At 68.0% G+C, this 17,084-nt stretch carries 17 protein-coding genes; 6 read left to right on the top strand and 11 right to left on the bottom strand.

Annotated features, from left to right (window positions below; translation table 11 throughout):
* Nucleotides 1–166: 166 nt before the first annotated feature.
* From ACFU5M_RS03505 to ACFU5M_RS03495, 3 genes are all read right to left on the bottom strand, one after another.
* A complete protein-coding gene (locus ACFU5M_RS03505) occupies nucleotides 167–310 on the bottom strand; it encodes a hypothetical protein (RefSeq protein WP_379043030.1) in 144 nt (47 codons plus the stop codon).
* 142 nt (nucleotides 311–452) lie between these two features.
* Nucleotides 453–1,910: a lipase maturation factor family protein gene (locus tag ACFU5M_RS03500; RefSeq protein WP_379043027.1), complete on the bottom strand. Its 1,458-nt coding sequence runs from the start codon at nucleotides 1,908–1,910 to the stop codon at nucleotides 453–455.
* A 75-nt stretch (nucleotides 1,911–1,985) separates the two neighbouring features.
* On the bottom strand, nucleotides 1,986–2,123 hold the full coding sequence (locus ACFU5M_RS03495) for a hypothetical protein (protein ID WP_379043024.1): 138 nt from the start codon (nucleotides 2,121–2,123) through the stop codon (nucleotides 1,986–1,988).
* An 84-nt stretch (nucleotides 2,124–2,207) separates the two neighbouring features.
* On the opposite strand from ACFU5M_RS03495, the gene ACFU5M_RS03490 reads away from it, so the two are divergent.
* A complete protein-coding gene (locus tag ACFU5M_RS03490) occupies nucleotides 2,208–2,546 on the top strand; it encodes an MmcQ/YjbR family DNA-binding protein (protein ID WP_379043021.1) in 339 nt (112 codons plus the stop codon).
* A 20-nt stretch (nucleotides 2,547–2,566) separates the two neighbouring features.
* Here the strand turns inward: ACFU5M_RS03490 and ACFU5M_RS03485 are convergent, their stop codons facing one another.
* Both ACFU5M_RS03485 and ACFU5M_RS03480 read right to left on the bottom strand, forming a co-directional pair.
* On the bottom strand, nucleotides 2,567–4,057 hold the full coding sequence (locus ACFU5M_RS03485) for a hypothetical protein (protein ID WP_379043018.1): 1,491 nt from the start codon (nucleotides 4,055–4,057) through the stop codon (nucleotides 2,567–2,569).
* 181 nt (nucleotides 4,058–4,238) lie between these two features.
* The gene (locus ACFU5M_RS03480) at nucleotides 4,239–5,255 is read right to left on the bottom strand and encodes a DMT family transporter (RefSeq protein ID WP_379043015.1); all 1,017 of its coding nucleotides are present in this window, start codon (nucleotides 5,253–5,255) and stop codon (nucleotides 4,239–4,241) included.
* A 652-nt stretch (nucleotides 5,256–5,907) separates the two neighbouring features.
* Here ACFU5M_RS03480 and ACFU5M_RS03475 point away from each other — a divergent pair.
* Nucleotides 5,908–6,666 (top strand): PP2C family protein-serine/threonine phosphatase, encoded by a 759-nt coding sequence (locus ACFU5M_RS03475; protein WP_379043012.1) that lies wholly within the window; start codon nucleotides 5,908–5,910, stop codon nucleotides 6,664–6,666.
* A gap of 103 nt (nucleotides 6,667–6,769) precedes the next feature.
* Nucleotides 6,770–7,252, top strand: a complete 483-nt coding sequence (locus tag ACFU5M_RS03470; protein WP_379043009.1) for an adenosine-specific kinase — start codon at nucleotides 6,770–6,772, stop codon at nucleotides 7,250–7,252.
* Between the two features lie 114 nt (nucleotides 7,253–7,366).
* Here ACFU5M_RS03470 and ACFU5M_RS03465 read toward each other — a convergent pair whose 3' ends face one another.
* Together ACFU5M_RS03465 and ACFU5M_RS03460 are read right to left on the bottom strand one after the other, a co-directional pair.
* The gene (locus tag ACFU5M_RS03465; protein WP_379043006.1) at nucleotides 7,367–8,242 is read right to left on the bottom strand and encodes an LLM class F420-dependent oxidoreductase; all 876 of its coding nucleotides are present in this window, start codon (nucleotides 8,240–8,242) and stop codon (nucleotides 7,367–7,369) included.
* A gap of 91 nt (nucleotides 8,243–8,333) precedes the next feature.
* Complete coding sequence (locus ACFU5M_RS03460; RefSeq protein WP_040866835.1) at nucleotides 8,334–8,696, bottom strand: metalloregulator ArsR/SmtB family transcription factor; 363 nt, start codon at nucleotides 8,694–8,696, stop codon at nucleotides 8,334–8,336.
* 93 nt (nucleotides 8,697–8,789) lie between these two features.
* Here ACFU5M_RS03460 and ACFU5M_RS03455 point away from each other — a divergent pair, with 93 nt between their 5' ends.
* Nucleotides 8,790–10,745, top strand: a complete 1,956-nt coding sequence (locus ACFU5M_RS03455) for a heavy metal translocating P-type ATPase (protein ID WP_379043002.1) — start codon at nucleotides 8,790–8,792, stop codon at nucleotides 10,743–10,745.
* Nucleotides 10,746–10,805: 60 nt separating this feature from the next.
* Here the strand turns inward: ACFU5M_RS03455 and gndA are convergent, their stop codons facing one another.
* The 3 genes from gndA to ACFU5M_RS03440 all read right to left on the bottom strand — a co-directional run bounded on the left by gndA (nucleotide 10,806) and on the right by ACFU5M_RS03440 (nucleotide 13,115).
* Entirely contained in the window at nucleotides 10,806–12,251 is a 1,446-nt protein-coding gene (gene gndA / locus ACFU5M_RS03450; RefSeq protein WP_379042999.1) for an NADP-dependent phosphogluconate dehydrogenase, read from the bottom strand.
* Nucleotides 12,252–12,402: 151 nt separating this feature from the next.
* Entirely contained in the window at nucleotides 12,403–12,672 is a 270-nt protein-coding gene (locus ACFU5M_RS03445; RefSeq protein WP_379042996.1) for a hypothetical protein, read from the bottom strand.
* Complete coding sequence (locus tag ACFU5M_RS03440; protein WP_379042993.1) at nucleotides 12,669–13,115, bottom strand: MarR family winged helix-turn-helix transcriptional regulator; 447 nt, start codon at nucleotides 13,113–13,115, stop codon at nucleotides 12,669–12,671. The genes ACFU5M_RS03445 and ACFU5M_RS03440 overlap by 4 nt, the downstream gene beginning before the upstream one ends.
* Nucleotides 13,116–13,332: 217 nt before the next feature.
* On the opposite strand from ACFU5M_RS03440, the gene ACFU5M_RS03435 reads away from it, so the two are divergent.
* Both ACFU5M_RS03435 and ACFU5M_RS03430 read left to right on the top strand, forming a co-directional pair.
* On the top strand, nucleotides 13,333–14,562 hold the full coding sequence (locus tag ACFU5M_RS03435) for a TetR/AcrR family transcriptional regulator (RefSeq protein WP_379042990.1): 1,230 nt from the start codon (nucleotides 13,333–13,335) through the stop codon (nucleotides 14,560–14,562).
* A 216-nt stretch (nucleotides 14,563–14,778) separates the two neighbouring features.
* The gene (locus tag ACFU5M_RS03430) at nucleotides 14,779–16,614 is read left to right on the top strand and encodes an acyl-CoA dehydrogenase (protein ID WP_379042986.1); all 1,836 of its coding nucleotides are present in this window, start codon (nucleotides 14,779–14,781) and stop codon (nucleotides 16,612–16,614) included.
* Between the two features lie 220 nt (nucleotides 16,615–16,834).
* On the opposite strand, the gene ACFU5M_RS03425 is transcribed toward ACFU5M_RS03430, so the two are convergent.
* A complete protein-coding gene (locus ACFU5M_RS03425; RefSeq protein ID WP_379042983.1) occupies nucleotides 16,835–17,059 on the bottom strand; it encodes a hypothetical protein in 225 nt (74 codons plus the stop codon).
* Between the last annotated feature and the right edge of the window lie 25 nt (nucleotides 17,060–17,084).

Raw genomic sequence — 17,084 nt, 5'->3', positions numbered from 1 at the left:
TGCGCCGCCGAGTTTCGGTGTCTAGCAACGGGATGCGAGGAACGGTGAGCACGATGCTGCTCAGCTCCTGTACACGTGAGTGGAATGCTTGCGGCCCGGCTGCGCGCATCGGCTTTCGAGCCGTTGCGGGGTTCCGGCCGGGCCTTCCTCGGCCGAGGCGGTGTTCTTACAGCAACGCCAGCGCGATACTCAGCACTGCCACCACGAGAACCCATGCCGCGACGGTGTATTCGAAGGGGAATTCGGTGCCGGGATAACCGCTGTCACTGCGTCGGGCGCGATACTGCGAGCGTGAGGCCGAAATGGACATGACATCCTCCTTCGGTCGGTTGCGTCATCCAGGCGCATACCCGCTTTCGCCGCCCATCGTCGCCACATCACTGTGGCGAATACCACCCCATCCATCTGGCTGCGAGCGCTGGCAGCGGTGCCCCGGCGCACCGCTGCGAGGGTCAGCGTCGGCCGGAGTGGCTGTGGTGGTGCAGGTCGTCCAGGGAAAGGGGCGGAACGAAGCGGCTCACCAGCGTGCGATGCCACCACGCTCGGGTGTCAGCCAATTCCCGCGGCGTGGTGAAGCGATACAGATACAGTTGCGCCCGGACGAAACGCGGCGCGACGTCGGGGAACGGATTGCCCCGCAGCAGACGCAGGGTGGCCGGGTCATTTTCCAGCAATCGCGCCAGGAAGGCCCCCAGCCACGACTGCGCGTACCGCGGGGAGGCCGCGGCGAACCACATGAGCCAGTCCAGGCGCAGGTGATAGGGGGCCCATTGGCGGGGCAGCCGCCGCGGATCGCCGGGTTTGCCCTTGAACTCGTATTCCTTCCACTGCGTCCGGTCGGTGACGGTGGGTTCCTCGGTGCCTTCGATGACCACCTCGTATCGGGTGCGGCCGATGCTTCCGAAGGCTCCGTAGGTGTTGACCAAGTGATAAGGGTCGAACGATCGGTTCATGGCCTGGTGACTGGAGATCAGGTTGCGAGCGGGCCGGTAGCTCAGAACGACCACCAGCACGGTGAACGCGATGACCAGGCCCGCGAACCACAGCGGCGGTCCCGGCAGCGGTGGTGGGGCGGGTACCGGCAGCACCGCCGCCACCGTGGACCCGCTGATGGCGCCGCACGCGAGGATGATGGTCAGCCAGTTCAGCCAGGCGAAATTGCCCGACACCACCAGCCACAGCTGCGTGATCACGATGACGGCCGCGGCGATGCTCGCCACCGGCTGCGGCGCGAACAACCCGAAGGGCACCACGAGCTGCGCGACGTGGTTGCCCACCACCTCGGCCCGGTGCAGCGGCTTGGGCAGGTGATGGAAGAACCAGCTCAGCGGTCCGGGCATCGGCTGCGTCTCATGGTGGTAGTACAGGCAGGTCAGATCGCGCCAGCACCGGTCACCGCGCAGTTTGATCAGTCCTGCGCCGAACTCCACCCGGAACGCCAACCAGCGGGCGAGCAGGAGCACCAGTATCGGCGGCGCGGTGCGGTCGTTGCCGAGGAAGATCACCAGGAACCCGCATTCCAGCAGCAGGGACTCCCAGCCGAACGCATACCATTCCTGCCCCACGTTGACGATCGACAAGTAGAGCACCCACAACGTCGCCCACAACAGCATCGCCGCCCATAACGGCACCAGATCGGCCGCGCCGGCGACCAGCGCCGCGGACAGCGCCACACCGAACCAGGAGACGGCCGCGAAGAAACGATCGGAATAGTGGAAATGGAAGATGCTCGGCGCCTGCCGGAAGGACCGCCGGGCCAGCAAGCGCGGCACCGGCAGCATGCCGTGCGCACCGATCAGCGCCCGGAACTGCCGGGCGGCGGCCAGGAAGGCGATCAGGTAGACGGCCGCGACGCCGCGGGTCAGCACCTGCCTGCTCAACCAGTATTCGGATGCGGTGAACCAGTCCATGCCCGCAACTCCTCCGACCGCGGACCTCCGTCCCCACACCGCCGCATACCCAGCCGGAGGGCGGGAAAACCGGCACTACATCGGGTACAGGCTGTGCTTGCGCGGGAGGTACTCGCGGGCCCAGTCGAACGCTTCCTGTTCGGTCGCGGTGACGTGGTGGATCGTGCCGTTGCGGGCCTGCACATGAGCGCCGCCCGATTCCTCCGCCGTCACGTCTTCGCCGCGATCTCGACGAACGTTGGTCCGGCCGTCGACCGCGCACCGAGAGTTCCATTCCGGCCTGGAAAGATTCGGTGCATGAGTTTCACCGGGGACGATGTCCGGTCCGTCGCGCTGTCACTTCCGGAGACATCCGAACAGTTCACCTGGGGGATGCCGACCTTCCGGGTCGCGGGCAAGCTGTTTCTCACCCTCCCGGATGCGGAGACCTCGATGGCGATCCGCTGTCCCATCGCCGATCGCGACGAACTCGTCGTCGCCGAACCGGGCAAGTTCTGGATCGCCGGGCACGAAGCCAACAACGCCTGGGTCCGCGCGCGCCTGATCGCCCTCGACGACCGGGACGAACTGGAAGCCATCGTGCTCGACTCGTGGCGGCAGGCCGCACCCCGGCATCTCCTCGACGACGCCGGGTGACCTGCTCTCCGTCGTCGACGTCAGCGGGCGCGGCGGCGGCGCGGCCGGGGCGCGAGTTTCAGGCCGAAGAGCAGATCGGTATTGCGGACCGGCGCCGGTTGTTCGGACATCCGGAGGAGTCCGGCGTGGCGGATCCAACTGTGGTGCCAGTGGTACAGGTCCGGAAGGGTCACCTCGCATGCCGCGGCGAGCCTGCGCAGGCGGAAGCCCGCGCCGCCGATGGCCCCGGTGAACAGCTTGCTGTTCGGCGTGGGACGCGATTCCTGGTTGACGCGGGCGTCGTAGAGCAGAGTTCGCGCCGGCGGCGGTATCACCCACACGTACAGATCGGGCGCGTGGGTGTAGCCGATCGGGCCGTTGAAGATCAGCGCGTCGGTGGTGAGCGCGACACAGGGAATCGCGTTGAGTTCCATCGCGGTGGCGCCGGTGAAGAGCGCGGTGACGATCGCCGCCGCGTCCACCGGATCGGTGGTCCGGGCGCGGACACGGGCGATCACATCGTGGTCGATCGGGACCGTGGTCAGCCCGGGTCCGACCGAATAGGCCAGATCCGGCGGCAGATCCAATCGCAGACCGTGCAGCAGGAACGCGGCCTGGGCGCCGCGCAGGCGCGTGATGGTGTGCCCGCGACTGGGGCTGTCGGCCGCCAAGCTGCCGAGGAACCGGTACAGGCTCAGAATGTCGTTCCACTCGTCCACCACACCGGCCCCGGCGCCGGGGTGGAAGCGATTCGGTGAGCTGAGCCGAGGTTGCAGCACCGAGAGCATGTATTCGGCCAGACCGGCCCCGCGGGGCCCCAGCCAGCTCCCGACGCCGTTCTGATTCAGGTCGTGCCGGCACTGCCGGCCGGTGTGTTCGGCCAGCCACCGGCAGGTTGTCTGGATCCCTTCGGTGTACACCGCATCGATGCGCGCGAACTCTTCCGGCGGCAGGCTCCGGTAGGCATCGGCCAGGAACGTGGTGACGTCGCCGTCGGAGATCTGCGGCAGTCCGCCTCCGGCCGCTTCGGACAGCGTGATGATGCGCGATGGCCGGTGGTCGACCTGCCCGTACCCCACCTGCCTGGTCGGCGGCTCAGGGGTATTGATACGGGTGGTCGGCGGCTCGGGGACACCGATGCGCGTGGTCGCCGCCTCGGGTATCTCGATGCGGGTAGTCGCTGCCTCGGGAACTTCGATACGTGGGGTCGCTGCCTCCGGAACGTCGGCGCGGGGAGGCGCTGCCTCGGGAACGTCGGCGCGCGGGGCCGCTGCCTCCGGAACGTCGGCGCGCGGGACCGCCGCCTCCGGAACCTCGGCGCGCGGGATCGCCGCCTCCGGCGCATTGATGCGCCTGGTGGGTGCGCTGGCGGCGCGGCGGTCCGCCAGCCATCGCCGCAGGTCCTCTTCCGGCACGCCCAGTCGCTGCGAGGTCGATCGCATCTGTTCGGCAGAAAGTTCGTTGTGTTCGTCGAGCTGGGCCAATCTTTCCAGCTCGGACGGACGCAGCGTGGGCACGCTTGCGTCGACCACAGCAACAACCTCCTGGATTTCCGGACCCACGACGCGGCGCGGCGGGTTCGAGACGTCAGTTGCAGAGCATTCGATCACGTACCCGCCGGTAGGGCGGGGAATTCAACGGAGTTTCGTATGTTGTCTACGTCACCGACAACTTCACGATCTACCGAAATCGCGCGCGCCGAATGCATTGTGCCTAGTCATGATGTCTGTCGGCAGCCGCGACGGAAAGAAGTGGCCGATGCCGACATCCGGAAAATTCCGCGACTGTGTCTACGGTGCTGGACACCATCATTTCGGCACTCGGAACATCGCCGCCCGCGCCTTCCACGTCGCGCGGAGCGCGCGCCGATCCGGCGCATGCCAGGATCACCAAGCCGATACCCGACCACTGCGCCGCCCGCATCTGCTCGCCGAGCAGGAGCAGCCCGACGCCCGCGGCCACGGCGGGCTCCAGGCTCATCATGACGCCGAACACCGCGGGCGTGGTCCGGCGCAGGGCCGCCATCTCGATGGCGTGCGGTACCAGCGACGAGAGCACGGCCAAGGCGACGGCGCCCAGTAGGAAGACCGGGTCCGTCAGCACCACGGCATCATTCGTGATCACCATCGGCAGGGCGAGCAGCCCGCCGAGGCCCATGGCCAACGCCAATCCGTCGTGTCCGGCGGTGTGCCTGCCGACAACCGCGCCGCACGCGATGTAGGCGCCCCATCCCACGCCGGCTGCCACCGCGAACAGCACACCGCCGCATGACACCGGCCCGTCGCCGTCGACCAGCAACAGGACACCCGCTCCCGCGAGGGCCACCCACAGCGCGTCGCGCGTGCGCCGCGACCCGATCAACGCGATGGTGAGCGGACCGAGGAAGTCGATGGTCACCGCCATGCCCAGAGGGATGCGGTCCAGCGCGGCATAGAAACACAGGTTCATGCCCGCGATGGCCACACCGAGCCCGGCGATCGGAAGCAGCGCTGTGCGCTCGATCCGCAACGACGGCCGCCACAGCAGCATGGCGAACGCACCGGCCAGTACGATCCGGGCGCACGCGACCGACACAGGCGAGGCGAGTGCGAACAAATGTTTGGCGATGACCGCGCCGAGTTGGATGCTGATCATCGCGACCACCACGAGTAGCGAGGTGGGCACGCTGCCGCCGGACGGGATCAGCCGCGGGAAGCGCGGGAAAGCGCACTGGGCGGGACCGATTACCACGTGATGCTCCATTTCCGGGCACGCCTGCGACCAGTCGGTGGGCGTGCTTCGCCGGGCGCCGGCAGATCCGGTTGCACGGATTCGGCTCGGTGCGTCGATTGTCGGGTGGCGGAGGATTTTTCGGCCGCGTCAGCGCCGGACCACGGAGGATGTACCCCGTCCAGGCAGCCGTGCTGGGCCGTAGCGAGCCGAGGGCTCGGAGTTTGCAGTCCTCACGGTATCCGGCGCGTCGTTCGGGCTGAGTCGGCCGATCCGCACAAAAGGGACCGGCCTCGGCGAGTTACGCGCTGCGTGCGCCTCTGCTTCACAGCCGAGAACGTAAATACGCCGAGCAACGAACAGTGAGCCGATTGATTGCCAGAACCCGGAAATAATGTTGCGAAATGCGCCGCGATATGTGGAATGCGGCACAAGGTACAGCGGTGATCGATTATTGCGCCGCTTCATCCGTCCACCGTCGGCACCGATTCGAATGCGAGCACGCGGAGGGCGCCGGCGCTTGCCGAAGCCGCTCGGTATGCCGACCGTGACCGGATCGAGAGCGAATTCTCAGCGTCCCCACAACGAACTCTCGACAAGTCCAAATACCGGTGCGGTTCCATGGAAGGGTGCTGGTCGCAGCACTCGAGCCCAGCCAGGAGGAGACCAGTTCATGTACACCGGTACTACTGCAAGCCTGCCGCGGATCGAGATGCCGTGGTTGGGCGCGGCGATGGGCGCCTCGGCCAGTCGGCGTGCGTCACGTTCGATCAACGCGGACGCGGTCGCGATGGAGACCGATGCGGTGAGCGGAGCGACGGCGTTCGTGGTCGCCGACGGTGTGGGAGACCATCTCCTCGGCGCCAGGGCGGCACGCACGGTCGCCGCCGCGGCGGCCCGCGCCGGAGCCCGCGACGGGGCGCTTGCGGGAATTCTCGCGGCGCAGGAGGAGTTGCTGCGGGAGGTTCCGGAACCCTCCGCCGACAGCGTGCTCGTGGTGGCGGTGCTGCCGAGCGCCGGTCGACCCGACGGGCCCTGCGAGGTGGCCTGGGTCGGCGACTGTCGCGCGTATCGCTGGAACGGGCGGGTGCTGCACCAGATCACCACCGACCACACCGTCGCCGAGTCCTACCGGGCTCGCGGGCTCGCGGTCACGCCGCGGATGGGCCATCTGGTCACCACCTCGGCGCGCACGGTTCGGCCGGACGAGATCGGCTACGCCGCTACCGGATCGAGTACGGGCAGACTGCTGCTGAGCACCGACGGAGTGCACAAATCACTGGGCATCGCCGCCGTCAAGGCCATTCTCGCGGACGGCGACGAGACCCACGGGACCGCGAATTCTCTGGTCGAGGCCGCCCTCTCGGCGGGAGGGAGGGACAACGCCACCGCACTGGTGGTGGACTTCCCTTCCCGTACCGCCGACGGCTAGGTCGTGCGAACGGCTGGCGAGTCCCCGAGGGGTGTCCGCGACGCGCGCCGAAGTAAATGTCGAAATGCTATGAATCGACAGCACTGAAGCGCAGTATGTCGCTGTGGAGTTGACAGCCGTACGCATCGACAAGCCGGACGAACTCAACGTCATCATCGGACAGTCGCATTTCATCAAAACCGTGGAAGACCTGCACGAAGCCCTGGTGGGAGTCGGTCCGCACCTGCGCTTCGGGCTGGCGTTCTGCGAGGCCTCCGGCCCGCGCCTGGTCCGCCACTCCGGCAACGACGGCTCGCTCGTCGAGCTCGCTACGCAGAACGCGGTCGCCATCGGGGCAGGGCACGCGTTCGTCGTCTTCCTCCGCGAGGGTTACCCGGTCAACGTGCTCAATGCGGTGCGGCAGGTCCCGGAGGTCTGCGGAATTTATTGCGCCACAGCCAATCCCGTCGAAGTGCTGATCGCCGAGACGGAACTCGGCAGAGGGATCGTCGGTGTGATCGACGGTTCGGCGCCGCTCGGCGTCGAGAATGCCGACGACCAGGCAGCCCGTAAGCACTTGTTGCGCCAGATCGGCTACAAACTGTAGCGACGCGGTCGGCGACCTCCGAGCCGCCGACCGCGCGGTGATCATCCCCGGCCGCAACCCCTACCGCGACAAGTCCATCCGCACCCTGCCGCGAGCACGCGTCCCGCCGACGCCTCAGCCGAGTTCCGCGAGTTGCGGGACGGCCGGCGCCATGCCATCGATCCAAGCCGCCGGTGAGCCGGTGGTCGGAGTGACGATGGCGGTGTGGATGCCGAGTTTCGCATAGTCGGCCATCTGCCGGACGAATTCGTCGCGGTTGTCCGGGCCGGGCCGCGGATTGTTGGCGACGATCGTCTTGCGGATCTCGTCATAGTCCCGGCCGACGTCGTCGCAATGCCGTCGCAGCACATCGAGTTTGTGCTCGACGTCCGCGGGCGAGGAGCCGAACAGGTTGCAGGCGTCACCGTATTGCGCGACCAAGCGCAGCGTCTTGCGCTCTCCCCCGCCGCCGATGAGCACTTTCGGCCGGTTGATGGGCTGCGGCGAGCACAGCGTCTCGGCCAGCTGGTAGTACTTTCCGTCGAACGACCCGTTGTCCTGCGGGTCCCACATCTGCCGGCAGATGCGCAACGTCTCCTCGAGCCGCTCGAACCGTTCGGCGGTCGAGGGAAACGACACGCCGAGCCCACGGTGTTCGCGCTCGAACCACGCGGCGCCGATCCCCAGGACCGCCCGGCCACCCGACAGGACGTCGAGCGTGGTGACGATCTTGGCGAGCAGGCCGGGGTGGCGATACGTCACGCCGGTGACGAGCAAGCCGAGGTCGACGCGCGATGTGTGCGCGGCCAGGTAGCCGAGGGTGGTGTAGCCCTCCAGCATGTTCGCCTCCGCGGGCAGGCCGGTCGGCTCGATCTGGAAATAGTGATCCATGAACGACAACCAGGTCGCGCCGGACGCCTCCGCGGCCGCGCCCGCCCGCGCCAGCTCACCGGCGATAGCGGTCGTACCACCGTCGATATCGAAGATGGGTAGGTGAAAACCGAGCTCCATGAAGCGGTCCCTTCTGCTGGTCAACCGTGTACGAGCGCACACTAGGTGCTGGAGTGCACTCCAGGTCAAGCAGCGGGACAGGGAACCGAGATCAGCCGGCGGTCTCGGGGCGGTCGGACAATCCGAGGCGCAGATGTTCGCTGTGGTAGATCGCCTCGTCCAGCAGCTGGGCAACGTGATTGTCGTAAAGGCTGTAGACGATGCTGCGGCCGGTGCGGGCGCCCGTGACCAGACCCAGATTGCGCAGCAGCCGAAGCTGGTGGGAGACGGCGGACTGTTCCATCCCGATGGCGTCGGCCAGCGCACTCACCGACAGCGGCCCCTGGCGCAGCTGCGTGAGGATCATCAAGCGGCTCGGGGTGGCCAGCGCCTGCAATGTGGTCGCCACATGGTTGGCCGATTCCGGATCCAGGCGCGCGGCGGGGCGATCCCTGCCTTCGACACCGTGTCCCATGAATGAACAGCATACTCTAGGAACAAATGAAGACATGTTCATACTATCTGATATGGTCAGGCCGTCCGTTCGTTGCCGTCTTGGAGGTTTTCCGTGGCCGTGCCGACCCTCGCGCCGACCCGTCCGACTTCGCCGACCCGTAGTGTGCCTACACACCGCACCGGGCTGTTCGCCCTGCCGGAAGTGCGATGGGCCGCAATGGCTATCGTGTTCTTCCTCGCCGGTCTGGCGACGCAGCTGTCCGACGGGCCGCAATGGGTGTGGTGGGGTTTGTACCTGGCTTGCTACGCCGCCGGCGGATGGGAACCGGGGTGGACCGGGTTGCGGGCGTTACGAGACAAGACGCTCGATGTCGACCTGCTCATGGTCGCCGCGGCGATCGGCGCGGCGGCCATCGGCCAGATCACCGACGGCGCCTTGCTGATCGTCATCTTCGCCACCTCGGGCGCTCTGGAAGCGCTGGCCACCGCCCGGACCGAGGACTCGGTGCGCGGACTGCTCGACCTCACGCCGGAGACCGCGAGCCGGGTCGCCGGTGGCGGCGAGGAGACGGTGCACGCCGCCGATCTGCGCGTCGGCGATGTTGTCGTGGTGCGTCCCGGTGAGCGGATCGCCGCGGACGCGACGGTGGTCTCCGGTGGCAGCGAGGTCGACCAGGCCACCATCACCGGCGAACCGCTGCCGGTGGACAAAGCCGCAGGCGACGAAGTGTTCGCGGGCACCCTCAACGGCACCGGCGTGCTGCGGATCCGGGTGGACCGCCGCGCGCAGGACTCCGTGGTCGCGCGAATCGCGGCCCTGGTCGAGCAGGCGGCCCGAACCAAAGCGCGCGCACAGCTCTTCATCGAGAAGGTGGAACAGCGCTACTCGATCGGCATGGTCCTGGTCACCGTCGCGGTGTTCGCCGTTCCGCTGCTGTTCGGGGACACCCTGCGGCGGGCGCTGCTGCGGGCGATGACGTTCATGATCGTCGCCTCTCCTTGCGCGGTAGTGCTGGCCACCATGCCGCCCTTGCTGGCGGCCATCGCCAACGCGGGTCGCCACGGCGTCCTGGTCAAATCCGCGGTGGTCATGGAAAGGCTCGGCGCCACCACGCACGTCGCCTTCGACAAGACCGGCACACTGACCCGCGGCGTTCCCGAGCTCATCGAAATCCACTGCCTGGACGAGAAATTCACCGACGCCGAGTTGCTTCGGCTGGCCGCGGCGGCCGAGCACCCGAGCGAGCATCCCCTGGCGGCGGCGATCGTGCGCGCGGCCCGTGCCCGGGATCTGCGACTGCCCGAGGTCACCGAGTTCACCGCGGATCCTGGTCGCGGCGTCACCGCCCTCGTCGGTGACCACCTCATCGGCGTCGGCTCCCCCACCGCGGCGGAACTCGCCCCCGGCCTGCGAACGACGGTCGAAGCTCTCCAGGCGAGCGGCTGCACGGTTGTGGTCGTCACCCGCGAGCACCAGCCGATCGGGGTACTCGCCCTGACCGACCAGCTGCGGCCCGAAGCGGTGGCGGCCGTGCGCGCGACCACCGAGCTCACCGGCGCCGCGCCGGTCCTGCTGACCGGCGACAACGCCGCCACCGCCGACCGGCTCGCGGCCAGGGTCGGCATCACCGACGTGCGGGCCGAACTCCTGCCCGACGACAAGGTGACCGCGGTGCGTCGGCTGCAGGCCGACGGGCGGAAGGTGACCGTGGTCGGCGACGGTATCAACGATGCCCCGGCCCTCGCCGCGGCCGAGGTCGGCGTCGCCATGGGCGGGGCGGGATCCGATCTGACCTTGCAGACCGCGGACGCCGTCGTCGTGCGCGACGACTTGACCACGATCCCGGCGGTCATCGCGTTGTCCCGGCAGGCGCGGCGGGTAGTGATCGCCAACTTGGCCATCGCCGCCACCTTCATCGGCGTCTTGGTCGTCTGGGACCTCGCCGGAACCCTGCCGCTCCCGCTCGGCGTCGCCGGGCACGAGGGCTCCACCGTCCTCGTCGGGCTCAACGGGCTCCGCCTGCTCCGCAGGACGGCGTGGGAGCGAGCCGCCGGGATGCCGAGCTGACCTCCCGCAGGACCCGCCAGGCAGCGAGGCCGAAAAGCTCACCCTATCGGGAGAGGCGACCTAGTCGGCACGGACCTCGCTGCGGTCATCACTCCAGAGCGTGTGGAACTTGCCTTCGGCGTCGACGCGTTCGTAGGTGTGCGCGCCGAAGAAGTCACGCTGGCCCTGGGTGAGTGCGGCGGGGAGGCGCTCGGCGCGCAGGGCGTCGTAGTAGGACAGGGACGACGCGAACGCGGGCACCGGAATGCCCAGCAGGGTGGCGGTGGCCACCACGCGGCGCCAGCTGTCGATGGCGGTCTCGATCGCCGCACGGAAGTACGGCGCGAGAATCAAGCTCGGCAGCGCCGGGTTCTCGTCGTAGGCTTCCTTGATCCGGTTGAGGAATCGCGCGCGGATGATGCAGCCGCCGCGCCAGATCGTCGCGAGGTCCCCGGGGCGCAGACTCCAGTCGTATTCCGCACTGCCCGCGGTGATCTGGTCGAAGCCCTGTGCGTAGGCGACCACCTTCGAGGCGTAGAGCGCCTGCCGGATGTCTTCGGTGAATTGCTCGACGTCGGTGGGCTTTTCGGCCAACCGGCCGGAGGCGAGACCCTGCGCGGCCTTGCGCTGGTCGCGGGAACCGGACAGCGCACGCGCGAATACCGCTTCGGCGATCCCGGTCACCGGCACACCGAGGTCGAGCGCGGACTTCACCGTCCAGCGTCCGGTGCCCTTCTGCTCCGCCGCGTCGACGATCACGTCGACCAGCGGCTTGCCGGTCTTCGCGTCGACCTGATTCAGGACCTCGGCGGTGATCTCGACGAGGTAGCTCTCCAGGTCACCGGAGTTCCACTGGGTGAAGACGTCGGCGATCTGCTTGGCGTCGAAGCCGAGCGCGTCGCGGAACAGGTGGTACGCCTCGCCGATCAGCTGCATGTCGGCGTACTCGATGCCGTTGTGCACCATCTTGACGAAATGCCCGGAGCCATCGGGACCGATATGGGTGCAGCAGGGCGTGCCGTCGACCTTCGCCGCGATGGATTCCAGCAGCGGCCCGAGCGAGTCGTAGGACTCCTTGGGGCCACCCGGCATGATCGCGGGGCCGTTGAGCGCGCCTTCCTCGCCGCCGGAGATGCCGGCGCCGACGAAGTTCAGTCCACGCTCGCGCATCGCGGCTTCCCGCCGGATGGTGTCGGTGTAGAGGGCGTTTCCGCCGTCGATGATGATGTCGCCCGGCTCCATCGCCGCCGCCAGTTCCTCGATGACCGCGTCGGTCGGAGCGCCTGCCTTGACCATGATCAGCACCCGGCGCGGCGGCTCGAGCGCGGCGACGAACTCCTCGATCGTCTCGGTCCGTACGAAGTCGCCGTCGTCGCCGTGCGCCTCGAGCAGTGCGTCGGTCTTGGCGACGGTGCGGTTGTGCAGCGCGACGGTATAGCCGTTCCTGGCGAAGTTCCGTGCGATGTTGCTACCCATGACCGCCAGACCGGTGACCCCGATCTGTGCACGCGCTGTAGAGGTCGACATCAATCAGCTCTCTTCGTTCGACAGGGCGGCGCGTCCGCGCGAAACCGTTCGGCGGCTGCATCGTGGCGTCCGTTCCACGACGCTTCAGACCTTACTTACCCGCCCCGCCGGAGCGGGCACGGAGGGCATCGCGAGCCCGCCCGGCGGGGTGTCACCGACCGGCCGAACCGGGGCCGGAAATCAGCCGGTCGCCAATCGCGGCGAACGCGCCGGCCAACTGGTGGATGCCCGGCGTCTCGACGGTGTACTGCCCCGCAGCACCCGGTATGACCAGCCACTTGGGCGCGGCGATCCGGTCGAAGAACGCCTGGCTCAGCAAAAGCGATGTCCCTCGGTCGGCGCCGAGATGAACAGTGCGCGCAACACGACTCGGCGTCGCGGCCGGGATAGGCGCCGAGCAACGCATCCGGGCCGCGATCACCCGTAGGCGATCCGCTCGAGCAGATCCAGGGCCTCGTCGACCTTGTGCAACTCACCGGACCGCAGGCTCTCGGACAGCACCTGCGCCAGAGCGTCGTTCGCGGACGCCTGGTGTCCGCACACCCAGGCCCGGCCTTCGTCGGTGAGGGTCAGATTCACCCGGCGCCCGTCGTCGGGATCGCGCACACCGACGATCAGGCCCTGATCGCGCAACCCGTCGACGACGTTGCGCATCGTCTGCGGCCGCAGCATCTCCAGCCGCGCCAAGTCGACCGCGGCCATGGCGCCGTATCGGTGCAGACGTCCGAGCACCGCCCATTGGGTGGCGGACAGCCGCCGTTCATCGGGATCCCGCCGGGCGCGCCGCAGAATCACGGTCGACGCGATGCGCAGGCGGGCCGCCATGCTCGACAGTGCTGTGGCGTCCGCGATGTCAGCGCTCACGGGCGGGCTCCCTCTGCTTACCTGATCGATAACGATCCACGGGCTGTTGATAGCTGCGGGAAGCCTACTCGACAGTAGGACCCGGGCCTCGATTATGACGAAATCGTCATCCAGTTGGATGACCGTGCCGGATCACCCGTGACGAACCGGCGGAGGAATCGCGCGCGGAGGCGGCCCGGCACCGCCGCAGCCCCTCCCATACGCGACACTGACCGCGATGGGCACCCAGGCGAACGGCGGACGAGCACGGCGAAGACCACCCGATCGGCGCGAGATGATCCTGCACGCCGCGGTCGACGCCTTCACACACGGCGGCTATTACGGCACGACGATGGCCGACATCGCGGCGGCGGTCGGCATCTCGGCGACGGCCTTGTACCGGCATTTCCGCAACAAGCAGCAACTCCTGGGGCAGTGCCTGCTGGTCGGGCTCGACGACACCTTGAACCGGCTCGACGCCGCGTATCGCGCCGACGCTTCCGGTGGCGCGGTGCCGGCCGAACTGGTGCGGGTGGCACTGGAACTGCGCGGCTTGCCGCGGCTCTGGCAACTGGAATTCCGCAACCTGACCACCGCCGACAAGACCGCGGTGCTGGTCCGCGCCTCGCGGCTCACCCGCTACCTGCGGCACACGATCCGCACGCGCAGACCCGAGCTGAACGCCGCGGATGTCGAACTGCTGAGCTGGTGCGTGCTGTCGATCACGGTCAGCCCCTCCTATCACCGCGCCGAGCTACCGGCGCAGGCTGCCGCACAGGTGCTCGACGCCGCCGTCGCGGCGGTGATCGCGACCGACATGCCCGCGCACCCGTCCGGCCATGCCCCGAACCGGCCACCGCGCACGGAGACCGGCAACACCGCGCTGGACCGAGCACTACGGTCGGAGCGGATGCTCGCCGAGGCGGCACGCCTGTTCAGCACCCGCGGCTACGCCGCCGTTGGCATCGACGACATCGGCGCGGCCGTCGGGGTCACCGGCCCCGCGCTGTACCACCACTTCTCGAGCAAGGCGGAGCTGCTGGATCAGATCGTCCGGCGTCAGGACGAGTGGCTTCGGCTGCTGCTCGCCCGCGCGATCGCCGAGGGCCGTAGCGCCGAGGAATCCATGCGCTCACTCATGCGCAGTTTCGCGCAACTCGGCGTCGACGAGCCCGATCTGCTGGCGATCACCGTCAGCGAGATCCGGCACCTCCCGGGCGAAGCGGTGCAGCGCTACCGGAGGGTGCGCCTGGACGGCATCGCCCAGTGGGCCCGCATGTTGCAGGCCGTGCGGCCGGACTTGTCCGCTCCCGTCGCACGGGTGCTGAGCCGAGCCGTCACCACCGTCGTCATCGATGCCGTCCGCAATCCGCGGTTCCGGCGCCGAGCCGATCTCGTCGACGTTCTCGTAACCATCGGAGAACGGATCGAAACGGCCGGAAACCCTGGCCGAGTTCCCGCACAGTGATTTATGACACTTAGCCGCAATTAACTTATGCCACCCAATTGGGCGCTATCAGCGCATAGAACGCTGCCGGACATCCGACCATTTACTTAGTGGTCATTAACATAAGATTGCGTTCGGGTGATCGGTGCCGCACAGTGTGCCGTGGGCGATCGCCGCTGCGCGCGCCCGCCGAATCCCTCGCCGGTACACCGGCCGTTTCCCGAAAGGCTTTGGCCCGTGAGCCATTACAAGAGCAACGTGCGCGACCTCGAATTCAACCTGTTCGAGGTGTACGGACTCGACGACATCCTGCGGACCGGAGCTTTCGGTGACCTGGACGGCGACACCGTGCGCTCGATGCTGGCGGAGGCCGCGCGCCTGGCCGAAGGCCCGGTCGCCGCACCGTACGCCGAAACCGACCGCACTCCCCCCGTTTTCGATCCGGCCACCCACTCGGTCAGCCTGCCGGACTCGTTCAAGAAGGCGGTGCGCGTTTGGTACGACGCCGAATGGTGGCGCGTCGGCAAAGCCGAGGGTGTCGGCGGCGTACCCGCCCCGTCGATGGTCAGCTGGGCGATCAGCGAATTCGTCCTCGGCGCGCAGCCCGCGGCCTACCTGTACCTGACCGGGCCGATGATGGCCCACATCACTTACGGCATCGGCACCGAGCAGCAGCGGCGCTGGGCTCAGTTCATGACCGAACGCAACTGGGGCGCCACCATGGTGCTGACCGAGCCCGACGCCGGTTCCGACGTCGGCGCGGGCCGCACCAAGGCGGTCGAGCAGGAAGACGGCAGCTGGCACATCGAGGGCGTCAAGCGGTTCATCACCTCGGCCGACTCCGACGACCTGTTCGGAAACATCATGCACCTGGTGCTGGCCCGCCCCGAGGGCGCCGGCCCGGGCACCAAGGGCCTGTCGCTGTTCTTCGTCCCGAAGTTCCACTTCGACCACGAGACCGGCGAGCTGGGCGAGCGCAACGGCGTCTTCGTCACCAACGTCGAGCACAAGATGGGCCTGAAGGCTTCTGCGACCTGTGAGGTCACCTTCGGCGGCCACGGCATCCCGGCCAAGGGCTGGCTGGTCGGCGAGGTGCACAACGGCATCGCGCAGATGTTCCAGGTCATCGAGGAAGCGCGGATGATGGTGGGCACCAAAGCGATCGCCACGCTGTCCACCGGTTACCTCAATGCCCTCGAATACGCGAAGACGCGCGTGCAGGGCACTGACCTGACCCGGATGGCGGACAAGGCCGCGCCGAAAGTGAGCATCACCCGGCACCCCGACGTGCGCCGGTCGCTGATGATGCAGAAGGCGTACGCCGAGGGCCTGCGCGCGATCTATCTGTATACCGCAGGTCACCAGAATGGCGTTGTCGCGCAACATATCTCGGGTGCCGATGCCGATCTTGCCGCGCGGGTCAACGACCTGCTGCTGCCGATCGTCAAGGGTGTCGGCTCGGAGCGGGCCTACCAGTACCTGACCGAGTCGCTGCAGACCCTCGGCGGGTCCGGCTTCCTGCAGGACTACCCGATCGAGCAGTACATCCGCGACGCGAAGATCGACTCGCTCTACGAGGGCACCACCGCCATCCAGGCGCAGGACTTCTTCTTCCGCAAGATCGCCCGTGATCGCGGCGTCGCGCTGGCCCACCTCGCGGGCAAGATCCGCGACACGGCACAATCCACCGACGGCAACGGCCGGCTCAAGGCGGAGAAGATCCTGCTCGCCACCGCGCTCGAAGACGTTCAGGACATGGCGGGCCGCTTCACCCAGCACCTGCTCGCCGCCCAGGAACAGCCCACCGAGTTGTACAAGATCGGGCTGAATTCCGTCCGGTTCCTGCTCGCCGTCGGCGACCTGCTCGTCGCCTGGCGGCTGATCGTCGCCGCCGAGATCTCCTCGGCCGCGCTCGACGCGGGTCCCGGCGAGCAGGACCGCGCCTTCTACGAAGGCAAAGTCGCCGTCGCGTCGTTCTTCGCCAAAACGGTCCTGCCGCACCTCAGCGCGGAATGGTCGGTCATCTCCGACGTCGACATCAGCGTCATGGATCTCGACGAAGCCGCGTTCTGACCCGCGCCGGACCCCACCGAGGGCCGGGCTCGCGCCGGAACGTCGATCACCGACATCGAGACGCTCACGACTCGGTAGCGCAGCGCGGTCACGAACAACCGTGCCTTCGATGTGCGACCGGGGAGAAGACCGGCACGGGAACAGTCCGCACGTTCAGGACTGTTCCCGTGCCGGGTCGACCATCGTCGATACGGGCGCGACGCCGAAGCGCGGAAACGCGTCAGACGATCTCCGCCCGGATGGCGTAGATCTCGTGCAATTCGGTGCCGCGCAGGTTCGGATCCTGCCGCGTCCGCGCGAACAGACCATGCCTGTTCAGCACCGCGCCGAGCGATCGTCCCGGGTCGCGCACCTGCGCGACGACGGCCCCGATACGGGGCCGGTCCGCCTCGGATATGCCGAGCAGCACGTCCAGCTCCGCTCGCTCGACATCGATCTCGAGCATGCCGACCTCCGTGTTCCGGCCGCGC

This window comes from Nocardia sp. NPDC057455 (genome assembly GCF_042802775.1).
In the GTDB taxonomy this organism is placed as follows: Bacteria; Actinomycetota; Actinomycetes; order Mycobacteriales; family Mycobacteriaceae; genus Nocardia.
Note: the sequence above shows the minus strand (reverse complement) of the source record. Positions and strands in the feature narration are given on the sequence as shown.

Excerpts from the sequence above, each read along its gene's own strand:
- ACFU5M_RS03435 (WP_379042990.1), top strand. The coding sequence starts at position 13,333 with ATGGGCACCCAGGCGAACGGCGGACGAGCACGGCGAAGACCACCCGAT.
- ACFU5M_RS03425 (WP_379042983.1), bottom strand. The coding sequence starts at position 17,059 with ATGCTCGAGATCGATGTCGAGCGAGCGGAGCTGGACGTGCTGCTCGGC.
- ACFU5M_RS03500 (WP_379043027.1), bottom strand. The coding sequence starts at position 1,910 with ATGGACTGGTTCACCGCATCCGAATACTGGTTGAGCAGGCAGGTGCTG.
- ACFU5M_RS03465 (WP_379043006.1), bottom strand. The coding sequence starts at position 8,242 with ATGGAGCTCGGTTTTCACCTACCCATCTTCGATATCGACGGTGGTACG.
- ACFU5M_RS03475 (WP_379043012.1), top strand. The coding sequence starts at position 5,908 with ATGTACACCGGTACTACTGCAAGCCTGCCGCGGATCGAGATGCCGTGG.
- ACFU5M_RS03505 (WP_379043030.1), bottom strand. The coding sequence starts at position 310 with ATGTCCATTTCGGCCTCACGCTCGCAGTATCGCGCCCGACGCAGTGAC.
- ACFU5M_RS03490 (WP_379043021.1), top strand. The coding sequence starts at position 2,208 with ATGAGTTTCACCGGGGACGATGTCCGGTCCGTCGCGCTGTCACTTCCG.
- ACFU5M_RS03460 (WP_040866835.1), bottom strand. The coding sequence starts at position 8,696 with ATGGGACACGGTGTCGAAGGCAGGGATCGCCCCGCCGCGCGCCTGGAT.
- gndA (WP_379042999.1), bottom strand. The coding sequence starts at position 12,251 with ATGTCGACCTCTACAGCGCGTGCACAGATCGGGGTCACCGGTCTGGCG.